This is a genomic window from Micromonospora desertarenae, assembly GCF_056150265.1.
Genome location: NZ_JAXCFQ010000003.1, coordinates 436,066 through 449,771 on the forward strand (window position 1 = coordinate 436,066; position 13,706 = coordinate 449,771).

At 75.2% G+C, this 13,706-nt stretch carries 15 protein-coding genes; 5 read left to right on the forward strand and 10 right to left on the reverse strand.

Features of this window, described 5'->3' with window-relative positions; all coding sequences use genetic code 11:
- Positions 1–45: 45 nt before the first annotated feature.
- Positions 46–642 carry a type II toxin-antitoxin system PemK/MazF family toxin gene (locus SM577_RS07935; RefSeq protein WP_474586574.1) on the forward strand — a complete coding sequence of 199 codons (597 nt, stop codon included), beginning with the start codon at positions 46–48 and terminating at the stop codon, positions 640–642.
- Positions 643–661: 19 nt separating this feature from the next.
- Here the strand turns inward: SM577_RS07935 and SM577_RS07940 are convergent, their stop codons facing one another.
- The 5 genes from SM577_RS07940 to SM577_RS07960 form a co-directional block, all read right to left on the reverse strand.
- A complete protein-coding gene (locus tag SM577_RS07940) occupies positions 662–1,666 on the reverse strand; it encodes an ADP-ribosylglycohydrolase family protein (protein ID WP_474580573.1) in 1,005 nt (334 codons plus the stop codon).
- A 67-nt stretch (positions 1,667–1,733) separates the two neighbouring features.
- Positions 1,734–2,099 carry a VOC family protein gene (locus SM577_RS07945; protein WP_302917840.1) on the reverse strand — a complete coding sequence of 122 codons (366 nt, stop codon included), beginning with the start codon at positions 2,097–2,099 and terminating at the stop codon, positions 1,734–1,736.
- A gap of 36 nt (positions 2,100–2,135) precedes the next feature.
- Positions 2,136–3,140 carry a methionine synthase gene (locus SM577_RS07950; RefSeq protein WP_302917841.1) on the reverse strand — a complete coding sequence of 335 codons (1,005 nt, stop codon included), beginning with the start codon at positions 3,138–3,140 and terminating at the stop codon, positions 2,136–2,138.
- A 109-nt stretch (positions 3,141–3,249) separates the two neighbouring features.
- A complete protein-coding gene (gene mnmA, locus SM577_RS07955; RefSeq protein WP_302917842.1) occupies positions 3,250–4,323 on the reverse strand; it encodes a tRNA 2-thiouridine(34) synthase MnmA in 1,074 nt (357 codons plus the stop codon).
- A 161-nt stretch (positions 4,324–4,484) separates the two neighbouring features.
- On the reverse strand, positions 4,485–5,660 hold the full coding sequence (locus SM577_RS07960) for a cysteine desulfurase family protein (RefSeq protein ID WP_474586575.1): 1,176 nt from the start codon (positions 5,658–5,660) through the stop codon (positions 4,485–4,487).
- Between the two features lie 218 nt (positions 5,661–5,878).
- On the opposite strand from SM577_RS07960, the gene SM577_RS07965 reads away from it, so the two are divergent.
- Complete coding sequence (locus tag SM577_RS07965; protein ID WP_474586644.1) at positions 5,879–6,187, forward strand: anti-sigma factor; 309 nt, start codon at positions 5,879–5,881, stop codon at positions 6,185–6,187.
- A gap of 62 nt (positions 6,188–6,249) precedes the next feature.
- On the opposite strand, the gene SM577_RS07970 is transcribed toward SM577_RS07965, so the two are convergent.
- From SM577_RS07970 to SM577_RS07990, 5 genes are all read right to left on the reverse strand, one after another.
- A complete protein-coding gene (locus SM577_RS07970) occupies positions 6,250–8,958 on the reverse strand; it encodes an HAD-IC family P-type ATPase (protein ID WP_474586576.1) in 2,709 nt (902 codons plus the stop codon).
- A gap of 149 nt (positions 8,959–9,107) precedes the next feature.
- Positions 9,108–10,067, reverse strand: a complete 960-nt coding sequence (locus SM577_RS07975) for an electron transfer flavoprotein subunit alpha/FixB family protein (RefSeq protein WP_302917846.1) — start codon at positions 10,065–10,067, stop codon at positions 9,108–9,110.
- Between the two features lie 11 nt (positions 10,068–10,078).
- On the reverse strand, positions 10,079–10,858 hold the full coding sequence (locus tag SM577_RS07980) for an electron transfer flavoprotein subunit beta/FixA family protein (protein WP_302917847.1): 780 nt from the start codon (positions 10,856–10,858) through the stop codon (positions 10,079–10,081).
- A 379-nt stretch (positions 10,859–11,237) separates the two neighbouring features.
- Positions 11,238–11,642: a hypothetical protein gene (locus tag SM577_RS07985; RefSeq protein WP_302917848.1), complete on the reverse strand. Its 405-nt coding sequence runs from the start codon at positions 11,640–11,642 to the stop codon at positions 11,238–11,240.
- A 2-nt stretch (positions 11,643–11,644) separates the two neighbouring features.
- Complete coding sequence (locus SM577_RS07990) at positions 11,645–12,442, reverse strand: GNAT family N-acetyltransferase (RefSeq protein ID WP_474586577.1); 798 nt, start codon at positions 12,440–12,442, stop codon at positions 11,645–11,647.
- Between the two features lie 39 nt (positions 12,443–12,481).
- Between SM577_RS07990 and SM577_RS07995 the strand changes: the two genes are divergently transcribed.
- From SM577_RS07995 to SM577_RS08005, 3 genes are read left to right on the forward strand one after another with little or no spacing between them, the layout of a single operon-like run.
- Positions 12,482–12,874, forward strand: a complete 393-nt coding sequence (locus tag SM577_RS07995; protein WP_302917850.1) for a YidH family protein — start codon at positions 12,482–12,484, stop codon at positions 12,872–12,874.
- Entirely contained in the window at positions 12,871–13,251 is a 381-nt protein-coding gene (locus SM577_RS08000; RefSeq protein WP_474580567.1) for a DUF202 domain-containing protein, read from the forward strand. Before SM577_RS07995 ends, SM577_RS08000 begins: the two co-directional genes overlap by 4 nt.
- A 27-nt stretch (positions 13,252–13,278) precedes the next feature.
- Positions 13,279–13,686, forward strand: coding sequence for a PLD nuclease N-terminal domain-containing protein (locus SM577_RS08005; protein ID WP_302917852.1), 408 nt, complete (start codon positions 13,279–13,281; stop codon positions 13,684–13,686).
- The last annotated feature ends 20 nt before the right edge of the window (positions 13,687–13,706 follow it).

Consider the following 13,706-nt stretch of genomic DNA (forward strand, 5'->3'; position numbering starts at 1 on the left):
CGACGACCGCCGTCCGAGGAGAACCGGCGAGCGACGGGGGTAGGGATGCCCGACTGGCTGCTCTGGGCGGCGGCGGTCGTGCTGGCCGTCGCGGCGGGTTGGGGCTGGGGCGAGCTGCGCCGACGCCCGAGTCGCCGCGCCCCGGCCGGCCGCGGCGACGGCGGCGGCGCCGGCAGGGCGCCCGGCGCGGGCGGGCGGCGCGGTACGCGGGGTGGGCCGGAGCGGCCCGGCACCCGACCCGGCCGGGGCGCCCCGCCGCGGTCCCCGGGTCGGTCCACCGCGGCACCGCGACCGCGCGGCGCGGACCGGACGCCCGGCGGCGCGCCCCGGCCGGGCGACATCTGGTGGGCCGACGTGCCCTACGCCGACGGCACCGGCTCGAAGGTGCGGCCCTGCCTGGTGCTCCGGGTCGACGGGCGATCCGCCGAGGTGCTGAAGATCACCAGCCAGGACAAGAGCGGCCGGGACGACCACGTCCGGATCCCCACCCGGGACTGGGACCGGGGCGCCGACCACGACAGCTACCTCGACATCGGCGACCCGATCCGGGTGCCGCTGCCGGCCTTCCGGGACCGGGCCGGCACCTGCGACCCCACCCTCTGGCGCCACCTGCGCACCCTCCCCCACCTCCCCACCCCCTGACCCCGCCCCGTCGCTCCCGTCAGGGGTGGTGGAGGGCGGTGAGGGCGGTGAGTTGGTCGGCGTACTCGATGCGGGTGGACCAGTCGGCGGGCCAGGCCGCCATGCCGGCGGCCGCGCCCACGAAGGCGCCGGCCAGGGCGGCGATCGAGTCGGAGTCGCCGGCAGTGGTGGCGCCCCGGGCCAGCGCGCCGACCGGGTCGTCGGCGTGCCGGATCGCGCAGTACAGCGCGGTGGCCAGCGCCTCCTCGGCCACCCAGCCCTCGCCGGTGTGCCGGCACGGGTCACCGCCGTCGTCGGGTCGGGCCAGCGCGGCGGCCAGCCGGTCCAGCGCCGAGCGGCACTCGTCCCAGCCCCGGGCGATGAAGTCCGCCGGGGTCTGGCCGCCCGGCCGCTGCCACAGGTCACCGAGCCAGTCCGCCCGGTAGGTACGGCGCTGCTCCCGGACCCGGTCGGTCAGCAACCCCGGTAGCTCGGCCAGCGCGGCGCCCTGGCACAGCAGCCGCACCGCGTACGCGGTCAGCTCGCTGGCCGCGAGGCCGGTCGGGTGACCGTGGGTCAGGCCGGCCTGGAGCTGGGCCAGCCCGGCGAGGGTGTCCAGGTCGACGTCGAGCAGCCCGACCGGGGTGACCCGCATGTTCGCGCCGCAGCCCTTCGAGCCGGCCACTGTCGCCTCCTGCCAGCGCAGCCCCCGGTCCAGCTCGGCGCAGGCCCGCAGGCAGGTCATGCCCGGGGCCCGGTTGTTGTCGGGGCTGACCGCCCAGGCCAGGAAGCGCCGCCGCAGCAGCGGCTCGACCGCCTCCGGCGTGAAGGCGGGCGCGTCGTGCAGCGCCCAACCGACCGCCAGCGCCATCTGGGTGTCGTCGGTGACCAGCACCGGGTCGCCGGCGAGTTCCCGGGGCCCGCCCGGGCCGTAGCGGTCGACGATCTCGGCGACGGTCAGGAACTCGGTCGGCCGGCCCAGCGCGTCACCGTAGGCGAGGCCGAAGAGCGAGCCGGCGGCCCGCTGGAGCGAGGAGTCGATCACACCGCGATCATGCCCGCCCGCCGCCACACCCGCCGGCCCCGCCCGCCGGCCACGTGCGTGCGCCCGGTCAGTCCCAGCAGAGGCAGAACGGGTGGCCGGCCGGGTCGGCGTAGACCCGGAAGCCCTCGCCCTCGCCCGGCAGCCGCCGCGCGCCCAGCGCGAGCGCCGCCTTCTCGGCGGCCTCGATGTCGTCGACCGTGACGTCGAGGTGGAACTGCTGGGGCCGCTCCGGATCCGGCCAGGCCGGCGCGCGCAGGTTGAGCGCCTTCTGGAACGCCAGCCGCGGCTGGTGCCCGGGCCGCCCGCCGAGCACCACCCAGTCGTCGTCGGAGTCGCTCTCGATCAGCGGCAGGCCGAGCAACTCGGAGTAGAAGCCGGCCAGGGCCCGCGGGTCGGGGCAGTCGATCACCGTGGAGCGCAGCTGTCCAATCATGCCCGTCATCCTGCCCAGCCGGTACGACGGAAAACGTCAGTCCTCGGCGAGCCGCCGGCCCGCGTCCCGGCAGGCGGTCAGCACCTCGCGGGCGTACCGCGGCGGGGCGCCGGCGAGCCCGCAGGCCGGGGTGACCACCACCTGCTCGGCCAGCCGGCGGCGCGGGAAGCCGAGGCGGTCCCAGAGCTGGCGTACCCGGTCGGCCACCTCGGCCGAGGTGGGTGCCCGGCCGGTCGACGGCGGCCGGGTGGGCGCGGCGCCGGCCAGCAGGCCGAGCCCGGCGTCGATCGCCTCGCCGAGCGGGTCGAGGTCGGTGACCAGGCTCAGGTCGAGCGCCACCGCGACGGCCCCGGCCGAGCGGATCAGCTCCAGCGGCACGTCGGGGGCGCAGCAGTGCACCAGGGTCGGCACGCCGGCCGCCTCCACCACCGTGCGCAGCAGGGCGGCGGCGTCGCCGGACTCCACCGCCCGGTGGGTGGCGAAGCCGCTCTCCGTGGGCACCCGCCCGGCCAGGACGGCCGGCAGCGACGGCTCGTCCAGTTGGAGCAGCACCGCGGCGCGCGGCAGCCGCCGGGTGACCGCGGCGACGTGCTCGCGGATCCCCTCCGCGAGCGACCCGGCGAGGTCACGCACCGCGCCGGGGTCGCCCAGCATCCGGCCGCCGATCGGCAGCTCCAGCGCGGCGGCCAGGGTGAACGGCCCGCCGGCCTGCACCTTGACCGGCCCGGCGTACCCCTCGGCCTGCTCGGCGAGCTGGTCCAGGTCGCGTTCCATCAGGTCGCGGGCCCGGCGCAGGTCCCGGCCGGGGCGCGGGGCGATCCGCCACCGGGCGGCGTAGAGCTCCACCGGCAGCTCGACCAGCAACCCGGCCGTCCGGCCGATCAGGTCGGCGCCGGGGCCGCGCGCCGGCAGCTCCGGGAGGTGCGGCAACGCGGGCAGCTCACCGAGGACGATCCGCTGCGCCTCGGCGATGTCGGTGCCGGGCAGCGAGCCGATGCCGGTCGCCGCGCCGGGCGGCCACGGCCATGCCTGGTCTGTCACGGCCGAAGACTATCCGGTACGCGGACCCCGGCACGCCACCGCCGGCCACCCGGCCGATCCGGCGCGACCTCCGGCGGGAGCCGCCGGGGCGACGGGCCCGACGGCGTGGTCAGCCGGCGATGGTGGCGGAGCCGAGCACCACGTCACCGGCCGGGTCCGGCCGGTAGGCCACCACGGCCTGCCCGGCGGCCACGCCCCGGACCGGCCGGCGCAGCTCGGCCCGGAACGTGTCGCCGTCGAGCGTCACGGTGGCGGGCACCACGTCGCCGTGCGCCCGCAGCTGCACCTCGCACTCCACCGGCGCCTCCGGCCGTGGGCCGCCGGTCCACACCGGACGCTCGGCGCGCACCCGGGCGACCTCCAGCGCCTCGGCCGGGCCGACGGTCACCGTGTTGGTCTTCGGGGTGATGGAGAGCACGTAGCGCGGCCGGCCGTCCGGGGCCGGCCGGTCCAGGTGCAGCCCCCGCCGCTGGCCGACCGTGTACGCGTACGCGCCGGTGTGGCTGCCGACCACCGCGCCGGTGCTCGCGTCGACCACGTCGCCCGGGGCCTCGCCGAGCCGCTGGGCGAGGAAGCCGCGGGTGTCGCCGTCGGCGATGAAGCAGATGTCGTGCGAGTCCGGCTTGTCGGCCACCGCCAGGCCGCGCCGGGCGGCCTCCTCGCGGACCTGCGCCTTGGTCGAGTCGCCGAGCGGGAAGATCGACCGGTCCAGCTGCTCGCGGGTGAGCACCGCGAGCACGTACGACTGGTCCTTCGCCGCGTCGACGCTGCGGCGCAGCAGGCCGTCCGCGCCGAGCCGGGCGTGGTGGCCGGTGACCACCGCGTCGAAGCCCAGGGCCACGGCGCGGTCCAGCACCGCCGCAAACTTGATCTTCTCGTTGCAGCGCAGGCAGGGGTTCGGGGTACGGCCGGCCGCGTACTCGGCGACGAAGTCGTCCACCACGTCCTCGTGGAACCGGTCGGCCATGTCCCAGACGTAGAACGGGATGCCGATCACGTCGGCGGCCCGCCGGGCGTCCCGGGAGTCCTCCAGCGTGCAGCAGCCGCGCGCCCCGGTGCGATAGGTCTGCGGGTTCCGGGCGAGCGCCAGGTGCACGCCGGTCACGTCGTGCCCCGCCTCCACGGCACGCGCCGCCGCGACCGCCGAGTCGACCCCGCCGGACATCGCCGCCAACACCCTCACCGGCCCACTCCCTTCACCCCACCGAGCCTATCCCCGCCCTACGCCCACCCCCCGCCCCCGTCCCCCCGCCCCGCGATCTTGCACTTCGCGCCCCGACAAAAGGTATTGATGCCGCGATCGAGGGGCCGAAAGCGCAAGATCGCGGGGATGGGAGGGGCAGGTCAGCGGGGGGTGCGGAGGGCGGCGGCGCGGCGGGCGCGGTCGACGGCGGCGGGGAGGGCGGCGATCAGGGCGTCGACGTCCGCGGGGGTGCTGGTGTGGCCGAGGGTGAAGCGCAGCGAGGAGCGCGCGCGGTCGTCGTCGGCGCCCATGGCGAGCAGCACGTGCGAGGGCTGGGCCACCCCGGCCGAACAGGCCGACCCGGTCGAGCAGGCGATGCCCTGGGCGTCCAGCAGGAGCAGCAGGGCGTCGCCCTCGCAGCCCGGGAAGGAGAAGTGCGCGTTGCCGGGCAGCCGGTCGACCGGATCGCCGTTGAAGATCACCTCTGGCACCGCCTGCCGGACCCGCTCGACCAGGTCGTCGCGGAGAGCGGCCACCCGGGCCGCGTACTCCTGCTGGCCCTTCACCGCCGCCTCCACGGCGACCGCGAAGGCCACGATGCCGGCGGTGTCCAGGGTGCCGGAGCGCACGTCCCGCTCCTGGCCGCCGCCGTGCAGCAGCGGGGTGGCGGCCACGTCCCGGGCGAGCAGCAGGGCGCCCACCCCGGCCGGCCCGCCGAGCTTGTGCCCGGTGACGGTCAGCGCGGCGACCCCGCTGGCGGAGAAGTCGACCGGCACCTGACCGACGGCCTGGATCGCGTCGGTGTGGAACGGCACCCCGTACTCGGCGGCGACCGCGGCCAGCTCGCTGACCGGTTGCACCGTGCCGACCTCGTTGTTCGCCCACATGGCGGTGACCACGGCCGCCCGGTCGCCGTGCTCGGCCAGTTCGGCCCGGAGCGCGTCGGGAGTGAGCCGGCCGGCCGCGTCGACCGGCAGCCAACCCACCTCGGCGCCCTCGTGCCCGGCGAGCCAGTCCACCGCGTCGAGAACCGCGTGGTGCTCGACGGCGCTGGAGACCACCCGGCCGCGCCGCGCGTCGGCGGCCCGGCGGGCCCAGAAGATGCCCTTGACCGCCAGGTTGTCGCTCTCCGTGCCGCCACCCGTGAAGATCACCTCGGACGGCCGGGCGCCGAGCGCGGCGGCCACCCGCTCGCGCGACTCCTCCACCCGACGGCGGGCTCGACGCCCCGCCGCGTGCAGGGAGGACGCGTTGCCGACCTCGCGGGCGGTGGTGACGTACGCCTCCAGTGCCTCGTCGAGCATCGGCGTGGTGGCGGCGTGATCCAGGTAAGCCATCACGACTCAGCCTACGACCGCCGACGGATCGGCCGAACGCCGGAGGCCGGGCGGGCCGGGGCGCGGTCACCCCCTCCCCCGCACCCCGGCTCGCCGCGCCGCCGGCACCCGGCGATCACTCGGGCACGGCTCGGCATCGTCGGCGCGCTCGCGGCGCTCGGTCCGGCCGAGCCGGCGTCCGACCCGACCCCGCGGCGGGCGGTGCTGGCCAGCGCCGACTGACGGCGTACGGCTCGACGCCGCCGGACGCCAACGGCGAGGCCCGGGTGTTCGACAACCGGCGGCTGCACCTGCACGTGGCGAATCTCCCGGCGGTCCCGGGGTACTACGAGGTCTGGCTCATCAACCCACGGACCATGGAGATGTTCTCGGTCGGTGTGCTCGGTGACGCGGCGGACGAGCTACTCCCGTTGCCACCGAACGTCGACCTTCAGGCATACTCGGTTGTCGACGTTTCCGCCGAGCGGTTCGACAACAACACCGCCCACTCCGGCGAGAGCCTGTTGAGGGGCACCCTGACGGGCTGATCGGCGGGCCGGCTCAGCTCCCCGGCCCGCCGATCAGCTCCCCACCGCCGGTTCCGGTCGGCTCAACCCAACCGGCGGCCGAACCAGCCGAACCGCTTGTCGAGCGCCACGACGGCGGAGACCAGCGCGGCGATGCCGGCGATGCGCAGCCACGCCGTCCCGCTGATCGGGGCCGTCCGGAACAGGTCGTTGAGCACCGGCAGGTAGGTCAGGGCCAGCTGGGCGAGGGCCTGCACCAGCACCCCGGCGATCAGCCAACGGTTGCTGAACAGGCCCAGCCGCCACGGCGAGCGGGTCAGCGACCGGCAGCTGAACAGGTAGCAGGCCATCACGACGACGAACAGGTTCACCGCCGCGGTGCGCGCCTGCGCCAACGCCGACCCGGCGTTCAACTCCCACTCGAACAGCCCCCAGGCGCCGACCACCAGCAGCGCGGAGACCAGCAGGACGCGGGCCACCAGCGCGGCGGTCAGCAGCGGCTGGCCGGGGTCGCGCGGCGGCCGGTCCATGATCCCCGGTTCCTTCGGCTCGAAGGCGAGCGTCAGGCCGAGCGCCACGGCGGTGGTCATGTTGATCCACAGGATCTGGCTGGGCAGGATCGGCAGCGCCGTGCCGAGCACGATGGCGACCAGGATGACCATGCCCTCGGCGGCGTTGGTGGGCAGCGTCCAGGTGATGAACTTGGTCAGGTTGGCGAAGACGCCGCGCCCCTCCTCGACCGCCGACTCGATGGTGGCGAAGTCGTCGTCGGTGAGCACGATGTCGGCGGCCTCCTTGGCCACCTCGGTGCCGCTGCGTCCCATCGCCACCCCGATGTTGGCCTGCCGCAACGCCGGGGCGTCGTTGACCCCGTCGCCGGTCATCGCCACCACCTGGCCCTCGGCCTGCAACGCCTCCACCAGCCGCAGCTTCTGTTCCGGCGAGACCCGGGCGAAGACCGACGCCCGCCGTACCGCGGCCGGCAGCTCGGCCGCGGGCAGCGTGGCCAGGTCCGTCCCGGTGACCACGTCACCCGGGCCGGGCGCGCCCGGGAGCAGGCCGAGCCGCCCGGCGATGGCGGTCGCGGTGGCCCGATGGTCCCCGGTGATCATCTTCACCGCGATGCCCGCCCGGTGGCACGACCGTACGGCGGCCGCCGCGGCGGCCCGGGGCGGGTCGAGCATCGCGTGCAGCCCGGTGAAGACCAGCGTGCCGGGCAGCTCCCGCTCCACCAGCCCGTCGTCCGGGCCGACCGGGCGCATCGCGGTGGCCAGCACCCGCAGCCCGTCGGCGGCCAGTTCGTGCGCGGCGGCCAGCACGGCCTCGGCGTCCAGCGGGCCGGTCGAGCCGTCGTCGCGCAGCGCCGCGGTGGACCACTCGACCACCCGCTCGACCGCCCCCTTGACCAGCACCACCCGGCCGCCCTCGCGCCGGTCGTGCAGGGTGGCCATGTACTGCCGTTCGGAGGTGAACGGGACGCTGCCCAGCCGGGGCAGCTCCTCGGCGACCCGGTGCGGGGTCAGCCCCACCTTGGCGCCCACCACCAGCATGGCCCCCTCGGTGGGGTCGCCGGACACGGTCCAGCGGCCGTCCTGCTCGTCCAGCCGGGCGTCGTTGCACGCCACGCCGGCCAGCAGCGACCAGTGCAGCGCCCCCTCCCCGGTCGGGGCCGGGCCGCCGTCGGCGTCCAGGATCTCGCCGGTCGGGGTGTAGCCGGCGCCGGTGACCCGGAAGCGGCCCCGCGACGAACGGAGCAGCTGGACGGTCATCTGGTTCTCGGTCAGTGTGCCGGTCTTGTCGGTACAGATCACGGTCGTGCTGCCCAGCGTCTCCACGGCCGGCAGGCGTCGGATCACCGCCCGCCGGCGGGCCATCCGGGACACCCCGATGGCCAGGGTGATGGTCACCGCGGCGGGTAGCCCCTCCGGGATCGCGCCCACGGCCAGCGCGACAGCGGCGGTGAAGGTCTGCCCGGCGTCCTGGCCGCGAAGCAAACCGATCCCGAAGGTCACCGCGGCCAGCACCAGGATCGCCACGGTGAGCAGCCGGCTGAACCGGGCCAGCTGCACGGTCAGCGGGGTGTCCAGCACCCGGGCGCCGCCGACCAGCCGGTGGATCCGGCCCAGTTCGGTCTCCGCGCCGATGGCCACCACGACGCCGGCCGCCGACCCGCCGGTGAGCAGGGTGCCGGAGTAGAGCAGGTTGCGGCGGTCGGCCACCGGCGTCTCGGCCGGTACGACCAGCTCGTCCTTGCGGACCGGCAGCGACTCGCCGGTCAGCGCCGACTCGTCCGCCCGCAACTCGGCGGCGTGCACCAGCCGCAGGTCGGCGGGGACCTTCTCACCGGCCTCCAGGAGCACCAGGTCACCGGGGACGACCCCGGTGGAGGGCACCCGCCGCTGCCGCCCGCCGCGCACCACCCGCGCCTCGGTACGCACCATCGCCCGCAACGCGTCGAGGGCCGCCTCGGCCCGGGACTCCTGGAGGAAGCCGACCACCGCGTTGACCACCACCACCCCGAAGATCACCGCGGAGTCGACGTACTCGCCGAGCAGCAGGGTGACCGCGCCGGCGGCGAGCAGCACGTAGATGAGGGGGTTGTGGAACTGCCGCAGCAGCCGCCGGAAGACCCCGCCCTGGGTGGCCCGGGGCAGCAGGTTCGGCCCGAACCGCCGGAGCCGGTCGGCCGCCTCCGCCTCGGTCAGCCCGTGTTCGACGTCCGTCTGGAGCAGCAGCACGACCTCGTGCGCGGCCAGGGCGTGGTGATCCCCCTCGGGCCTGGCGGCCGGCATGTCGCGCTCCTTCGTCCGATCGGCGGGCGGGGGTGCGCGGGGGTGCTCCCCCGATGGTCCCAGCTCCGGGCGCGTCGCGGGCGGTTCCCGGAAACGGGAAGGGCCGGGACCGCGCCGCGGTCCCGGCCCTGCCTCGAACGAGCGTCAGCTCACTTGCGCTTGCGGATCTCCTCCGCCGCCTGCGGGACCACCTTGAACAGGTCGCCCACCACGCCGAAGTCGGCCAGCTCGAAGATCGGCGCCTCGGCGTCCTTGTTCACCGCGACGATGGTCTTCGAGGTCTGCATGCCGGCCCGGTGCTGGATCGCGCCGGAGATGCCCAGCGCGATGTAGAGCTGCGGGGAGACCGTCTTGCCGGTCTGGCCCACCTGGAACTGGTGCGGGTAGAAGCCGGAGTCCACCGCCGCCCGGGACGCGCCGACCGCGCCGCCGAGCAGGTCGGCCAGCTCCTCGACCAGCTTGAAGTTGTCGGCGTTGCCGACGCCACGGCCGCCGGAGACGACCACCGACGCCTCGGTCAGCTCGGGACGCGAGCCCTTCTGCTCGGCGACCCGGTCCACCACCTTGGCCAGCTTGTCGGTGTCGGTCACGGTGACGGTGAGCTGCTCGACCGCCGGGGTGGCGGCGGCCGGCACCGGGTTCACCGAGTTCGGCCGGAGGGTGACCAGCGGCAGGCCGCGGGTGACCTTGGACTTCACGATGGTGGAGCCGGCGAACGCCACCTGGGTGGCGGTGCCGTCGGCGTCCAGCGCGACCACGTCGGTCAGGATGCCGTTGTCCAGCTTGACCGCCAGCCGGGCGGCGATCTCCTTGCCCTCCTGGGAGGAGGCGAGCAGCACGGCCGCGGGCTCGACCCGCTTGACCAGCTCGGCCAGCACGGTGGCCTTGGGCGCCACCAGGTAGCCGTCGATCTCCTCGCTCTCCGCGGCGTAGATCTTCTCCGCGCCGTACTCGCCCAGCTTGGCGCTGAGCGCCTCGGCCGCGCCGGCGCCGCCGAGCACCACCGCGCTGGGCGTGCCCAGCTCGCGGGCGAGGGTGAGCATCTCCAGGGTGACCTTCTTGACGCCGAATTCCCGGGTGGCTTCGACGACGACGAGAACCTCAGACATGTCCGGACCCCTCACACGAACTTCTCGGTGGCGAGGAACTCGACCAGCTTGACGCCGCCCTCGCCCTCGTCGGTGATCTTGGCGCCGCCGGAGCGCGGCGGCCGCTTGCTGTGCTCCAGCACGGCGCTGGTCGCGCCGTCGAAGCCCACCTCGGCCGGGGCAACCCCGAGGTCACCGAGGGAGAGCGTCTGCACCGGCTTCTTCTTGGCGGCCATGATGCCCTTGAACGACGGGTAGCGCGGCTCGTTGATGGTGTCCCAGACGGAGACCACGGCCGGGGTCGAGGCGGTGACCACCTCGTAGCCCTCCTCGGTCTGCCGCTCGACGGTGAGCGTGCCGCCGTCGACGGTGAGCTTGCGGGCGCCGGTCAGCGCCGCGACGCCCAGCCGCTCGGCGATCATGTGCGGCATGACCTGGACCCGGCCGTCGGTGGACTCGGCGCCGCAGATCACCAGGTCGGCGTTGAGGGTGCCGAGCGCGGCGGCGAGCACCTTTGAGGTCGCCACGGCGCAGGACCCGTGCAGCGCGTCGTCGACCACGTGCACGGCCTTGTCCGGCCCCATCGAGAGCGCCTTGCGGATCGACTCGGTCGCCCGGTCCGGACCCATGGTCAGGACGGTGACCTCGCCGCCGTGCGCCTCCTTGATCTTCAACGCCTCTTCGATGGCGTACTCGTCCATCTCGTTGATGACGTTGTTCGCCGAACCGCGGTCGACGGTGTTGTCGTCAGTACGCAGGTTGCGGTCCGCGCCCGAGTCGGGCACCTGCTTGACGAGTACGACGATGTTCATCGCGCTTCGACGACCCTCCTGTTTGGTGTAGCGATCGCTCGCCCGGTCTGGGGCGCAGCCTCGCGCGTCGGGTGACGCCGGTCAACCGCAGGCTGCTGTGCGGTTTCCCACGAGGCCATGTTACCTGTCAGTAGCATCGCCTTCCCGGGCACTCAGAGTGACACAGCTCACCGACGATCTCGACGCCGGGTAAGCTGACAAACCGGGAGGTATCACGACATGTCAGGAAAGCGTCCGGTGCGAGCGGCGGCCGTCGGCCTCGCCTGCCGGCGGGCGCTGCCCGAGTCGTACCGCTGCGCCTGCGGCCGGATCCGCGACCGCTGCGTGCGGGCGGCCGTCCGGGCGCTCTGGTCACCGGCCCCGCCCGGCGCCGGCCCGCTCAGGCCGGCTCACCCAGCGCGTCCCTGATCCGGTCGATGACCGCCGCCTCGGCCGGCGCGACGCCCCGGTGGGCCCGGGCCACCCGTTCCGCGGCGGCCAGCACCACCGAGCGGTAGACCGGCACGTCCCGCGGGGCCTTCTCGCGCAGGATCCCCATCGCCCGGCCCAGCGCGGGCAGCACCACCGACTCGACCTCCATCGCCGAGTCCCGGGGCAGCTTCGGCAGCGGACCGGTGGTCAGCGCCTCCTTCACCACGCCGCTGGCGTCCGACATCGCCCCGGAGGCGGCGAAGCTCTCCCGGAACAGCGCCAGCATGCCGGGATCGGCGTTCGAGACCAGGAAGACCGCGCCGAACGCGCCGGTCTTGAGGGTGAGAAGCTCCTCCGCCGTCAACCGCTGCATGATCACGGAGTGTAGACGTACGGCGTGGTGGTGGTGACCGGGACGAAGCCGAGCCGCTCCAGGATCGGCCGGCTGTCCGGCGAGGCGTCGACCTGCAACAGGGTCCGGCCGCGCTGGGCGGCCAGCCGGGCCCGGTAGGTGACCAGCGCCCGGTAGATGCCCCGCCCCCGCCACCGCGGCAGCGTCGAGCCGCCCCACAGGGTGGCGAACCCGGTGTCCGGCACGTACCGCACCCAGCCCGCGCAGACCACCGTGTCCGCCGCCTCCGCCACCACCACGGTGATCGACTGCGGGTCGGCGGCGATCTCCCGGGCCAGCCCGTCGGCCAGGTGAGCGCGGTCGGCCTGCCAGACCTCCTCCTCCATCGCCACGATCCGGTCCAGGTCCGCCCGGGCGGTCACCTCGCGCAGGCGTACGCCCTCGGGCGGCACCGGGAGCGCGGCCGCCAGCGGCGCGACCGGCCCGATCACCACTGTCTCCAGTTCCTCCGGCACGAAGCCGGCGGCGCGCAGCCGGTCCGGCAGGTCGGCGGGCTCGTCGTGGCCGTGCAGCTTCCACTCCACCCGCTCGCCCCGGAGCCGGAAGAACTCCACCTGGCGGGCGATCAGCTCGTCCAGCGCCGCGCCGGTCAGCCCGCCGAGGTCCCGGTAGGTGAGGAACCCCCCGTGGTCGAGGCCGAGCATCCGCACCAGGGGACCGTCCCGCTCCACCGTCACCCCGGCCGGCAGCGGGTCCGGCACCACGGCGCGCAACTGGTTGTCGTACGCGTTCCGCAGGGTCGTCACATCAAGATCCGTCACCCGTCCAGGCTAGGCCGGCCGCCAACCGATAATCGGGGTGTGTGGCAGTCGATCAGGCGCTGGTTCGACCCGCGGGAGCTGCGGGCCGTCGGCAGCACCCCGGACTACCGGTTCTCGCTGGCCAACGAGCGGACCTTCCTGGCCTGGCTGCGGACCGGACTGGCGCTGGTGGCCGGCGGGCTGGCCGCCGCGCAGTTCCTGCCGCCACTGCCGCTGGCGCACCTGCGCGAGCTGATCGCGGTGGCGCTGCTGCTGCTCGGTGGCGCCGTCGCCGTCCACGCCGTCGACCACTGGGCACGCACCGAACGGGCCATCCGGCTCGGCGAGGAGCTGCCCGCCTCCCGCTTCCCGGCGGTGCTCGCCCTGACCATCGGCTTCGGCGCGGTGCTGCTGGTGGTGGCGGTGCTGGCCCGGGCCTTCGGCAACCGGTGAGCGCCGGCGGCCGGCCGCCCGGTCCGCCGGGGCCGCCGACACCGGCCGGCGCGGCCGGGCCACCGGGCCGACCGGCCGGGGCGCGTGACCCCGGGCTGCAACCCGAACGGACCCGGCTGGCCTGGCGGCGGACCGCGCTGACGCTGACAGTGGTCCTGCTGCTGACCCTGCGGCTCGCGTTCCCCGCCGGGCCGGTCGGCGCGCTGCTGGCCGGGCTGGCGCTGCTCGGCTGGGGCGCTGCGGTCACCGTCTGTTGGCCCCGGGCCGCCGCCACCGGCCCGACCCGCACCGGTGGCCGGACGCTGCCGCTGGTCGCCCTGGCCACCGCCGGTTTCGCGCTGCTCGGCACCGCGCTGGTGCTACGCGGGCTGTGGTGACCGGCGCCGGTGCGCCATCATTGACCCATGGCCCGGCTGTACGTCCTCCTCTTCCTGGCGCAGATCGTCCTCGCCGTCTGCGCGCTGATCAGCTGCCTCTCCGCCGAGGAGGGCGAGATCCGCGCCCTGCCCCGGATCGCCTGGGTGCTGATCATCCTGTTCTTCCCGCTGCTCGGCTCGATCGCCTGGTTCGTCGCCGGCCGGGAGACCGCGGGCACCCGCCCCCGCCCGGCCTGGCCGATGGGGAACGGCGACGCCGCGCGCAAGCGGTCCCGGCCGGTCGCCCCGGACGACGACCCCGAGTTCCTGCGCTCGATCGAGGAGCGCTCCCGGCAGCAGGATTCCGAGCTCTTCCGCCGCTGGGAGGAGGACCTGCGCCGGCGCGAGGAGGACCTGCGCCGCCGCGAGGACGAGGAGGACCGGCCCCCGGCGTAGCCGCCCGGGGCGGCGGTCAG

Bases quoted from the DNA above. Each gene is read 5' to 3' on its own strand.
- SM577_RS07975 (WP_302917846.1), bottom strand. From the start codon at position 10,067: ATGTCTGAGGTTCTCGTCGTCGTCGAAGCCACCCGGGAATTCGGCGTC.
- SM577_RS08005 (WP_302917852.1), top strand. From the start codon at position 13,279: ATGGCCCGGCTGTACGTCCTCCTCTTCCTGGCGCAGATCGTCCTCGCC.
- SM577_RS07945 (WP_302917840.1), bottom strand. From the start codon at position 2,099: ATGATTGGACAGCTGCGCTCCACGGTGATCGACTGCCCCGACCCGCGG.
- SM577_RS07960 (WP_474586575.1), bottom strand. From the start codon at position 5,660: ATGGCTTACCTGGATCACGCCGCCACCACGCCGATGCTCGACGAGGCA.
- SM577_RS07935 (WP_474586574.1), top strand. From the start codon at position 46: ATGCCCGACTGGCTGCTCTGGGCGGCGGCGGTCGTGCTGGCCGTCGCG.
- SM577_RS07980 (WP_302917847.1), bottom strand. From the start codon at position 10,858: ATGAACATCGTCGTACTCGTCAAGCAGGTGCCCGACTCGGGCGCGGAC.
- SM577_RS07985 (WP_302917848.1), bottom strand. From the start codon at position 11,642: ATGCAGCGGTTGACGGCGGAGGAGCTTCTCACCCTCAAGACCGGCGCG.
- SM577_RS07970 (WP_474586576.1), bottom strand. From the start codon at position 8,958: ATGCCGGCCGCCAGGCCCGAGGGGGATCACCACGCCCTGGCCGCGCAC.